The sequence below is a fragment of the Streptomyces sp. NPDC051133 genome (genome assembly GCF_040682635.1).
Taxonomy (GTDB): Bacteria; Actinomycetota; Actinomycetes; order Streptomycetales; family Streptomycetaceae; genus Streptomyces.
In genome coordinates, this window is sequence record NZ_JBFBBK010000182.1 from 1 (window position 1) to 2,414 (window position 2,414).

At 68.2% G+C, this 2,414-nt stretch carries 5 pseudogenes; 4 read left to right on the top strand and 1 reads right to left on the bottom strand.

The window, feature by feature from the left end:
- Positions 1–985, bottom strand: a pseudogene (locus AB0N17_RS46130) (site-specific integrase); the annotation flags it as partial.
- Positions 986–987: 2 nt separating this feature from the next.
- Between AB0N17_RS46130 and AB0N17_RS46135 the strand changes: the two are divergent.
- The 4 pseudogenes from AB0N17_RS46135 to AB0N17_RS46150 all read left to right on the top strand — a co-directional run.
- Positions 988–1,209, top strand: a pseudogene (locus AB0N17_RS46135) (HoxN/HupN/NixA family nickel/cobalt transporter); the annotation flags it as partial.
- Positions 1,210–1,446 (top strand): annotated as a pseudogene (locus AB0N17_RS46140) (bifunctional metallophosphatase/5'-nucleotidase); the annotation flags it as partial. It abuts the pseudogene before it with no gap.
- Positions 1,443–1,975, top strand: a pseudogene (gene dcd, locus AB0N17_RS46145) (dCTP deaminase). The pseudogenes AB0N17_RS46140 and dcd, both read left to right, overlap by 4 nt.
- Positions 1,936–2,172, top strand: a pseudogene (locus tag AB0N17_RS46150) (deoxycytidine triphosphate deaminase); the annotation flags it as partial. The pseudogenes dcd and AB0N17_RS46150, both read left to right, overlap by 40 nt.
- Between the last annotated feature and the right edge of the window lie 242 nt (positions 2,173–2,414).

The window sequence follows — 2,414 nt, forward strand, 5'->3', positions numbered from 1 at the left end:
CCTGAGCTTCGGGCTCCTGGGCCTCCGTGAAAGCGTCGTCGATCGCTTGCGGGTGGGGGTCTCGCTGGACTGCTGCAGGTGCGTGTACGTCCGCAGCGTGAAGCCCGGGTCCGAGTGGCCGAGGTACTCGGAGAGCGCCTTGATGCTCTCCCCTGCGTCCAGGAGCACGGAGGCGTAGGCGTGCCGGAGGGCGTGCATGCCGTCGTCCGGCGCCGCCTGGAGGTAGCGCGCGCCGCGCTCGTTGGGGGGGTATCACGCCGGCCGCGGCCAGGGCTCGCTTCCAGTCGCCCATGTTGAGGACGCTTCGGTTGTACGCCCGCGCCTTCGCGTCGACGAAGAGGAGGCGGAAGGTCTTCGGCTCGCCGTCCGGCTTGGCCCAGGGCAGGGTGACGGCGGTCGGCGGGAACTCCTTCATGTGAGCCTTGATGGTTGCGGCGAGCTGGGCCGGCAGGGGCACCGACCGGATCTTGTTGCCCTTGGGCAGGGCGAAGACGGGCTTCGTACCGACGAGCCGTACCTGACGGTTGACGTGTATCCAGCCGCCCTTGAAGTCGATGTCCTCGACGGCGAAGCCGAACACCTCGCCCTGGCGAAGGCCGCAGCCGAAGGCAAGCTTGCCGCCGGCCTGGAATCGCTTCGGGAGTCCGGCGATGACCGCGCGGACGCGCTCCAGCGACCAATGGATGATCTTCTTCTTGGTCGCGGTCGGGAGCTTGACCGACTTCGCCTTGCAGGGGTTCTTCGGCAGCAGCCCGTCCTCCACGGCCGAGCCGAGGATGCTGGAGAGGATGTCGAAGATGCCCTCGATCGTGGACACCTCCAGGCCGCCGTCCTGGAGCGCGCGGATCCAACCCTGAATGATCGAGGGCTGGTTGAGGGACCGCAGCTCGCGTCGGCCAAGGTGCTCGACGATGTGGTTGCGGACGGTCGCCCCGTAGCGGAGCGCGGTCGTCGGGCCGACGGAGTTCGCGTCGAGCCACTTCCGTAATGTTCCCCCTCGGCTTCGTCTTCGGCATCGGCTTCGACACCACGACCGAGGTCCTGCTCCTCGCCCTGGCCGGCAACGGCGCCGCCGCTGGCCTGCCCTGGTACGCGGTCCTCTGCCTGCCGCTGCTCTTCGCCACCGGCATGAGCCTGTTCGACACCCTCGACGGCACCTTCATGAACTTCGCCCACCAGTGGGCGTTCTCGAACCCCGTCCGCAAGGTGTTGCCGGATCCAGCACAAAGCGACCTCCCCGGCTGGCTGTCACATCTGACCACCCAGACCGGCCCGCTCGTCACCGCTCCCGATCCATTGCCGGACGCCGTCACCACCGTGCTTACCACCGACTACCTCGCCGACACCTACCTCGGCGAGCGCACGTACGAGGCGGGCCTGCGTCTGGACCAGGCCGTCCAACACGTCCTCACCGCTCCCGACACCGCGGAAGGAGGCAGGTGGTGATCCTCACCGGCCCGGAGATCACCGCTGCCGCTCACGACGGCCGCCTCCGCATCACCCCGTTCGCCGCCGACCAGGTCAACCCCAACAGCTACAACGTGCGTCTGGGCCCCACCCTGATCACCTACACGGGCCCCGTCTTGGACGCCCACCGGCCCAACCTCACCCGCGAAACCACCATCGGCCCGGACGGGCACGTCCTCCAGCCGGGCGAGCTCTACCTCGGACACACCCTCGAAGAGGTCGGCTCCGACACGTTCGTGCCGCTGCTGTTCGGCCGCTCCTCCGTCGGACGTCTCGGCCTGTTCGTCGAGATCACCGCCCCCATCGGCGACATCGGCTTCCACGGCCAGTGGACGCTCATGCTCACCCCGATCCGACCACTGCGCGTGGCATGAAGATCGGCCAGATCATGTTCTTCGTCTCCACCGGCGCCGTGAACCTCTACCGCGGCAAATACCAGGCCGCCACAGGACCGCAGCCCTCCGCCTACTGGCGAGACCTCGCCCGACTCCAGGTGGTGGCATCGTGATCCTCACCGGTCCCGCCATCGCCGCCGCCGTCCAGGCCGGCGAGATCACCATCGAGCCGTACGAGCCCAGCCGCGTCTCCCCCAACGCCTACGACTGGCGGCTGGGCGCCACCATCCGCGTCTGCGACGGCGACCTCGACGCCGCAACCCCCACCGCCTTCACCGAGCAGTCCATCCCCGACGCCGGCTTCGTGCTGCCGTCGGTGTGGAGCAGGTGGGTGTCGCCGGGCTCGAAGGACGCCACGCCGATGGGTTCACAGGAAAATCTCGGTTAAGTTGGAGCGCATGTCTCATTTTCCTGAGGCAGAGTGATCACTGATGGAGCGCATCTCACACATCTTGGTCACCTCGCGTCCCGCGTTGCTCGGCGCCGTGGCGATGCTCACCCTGACCTCGTCCGTGGCGGCCGCCGAGCTCAGGCCCGGGCTCTCAGGGCCTG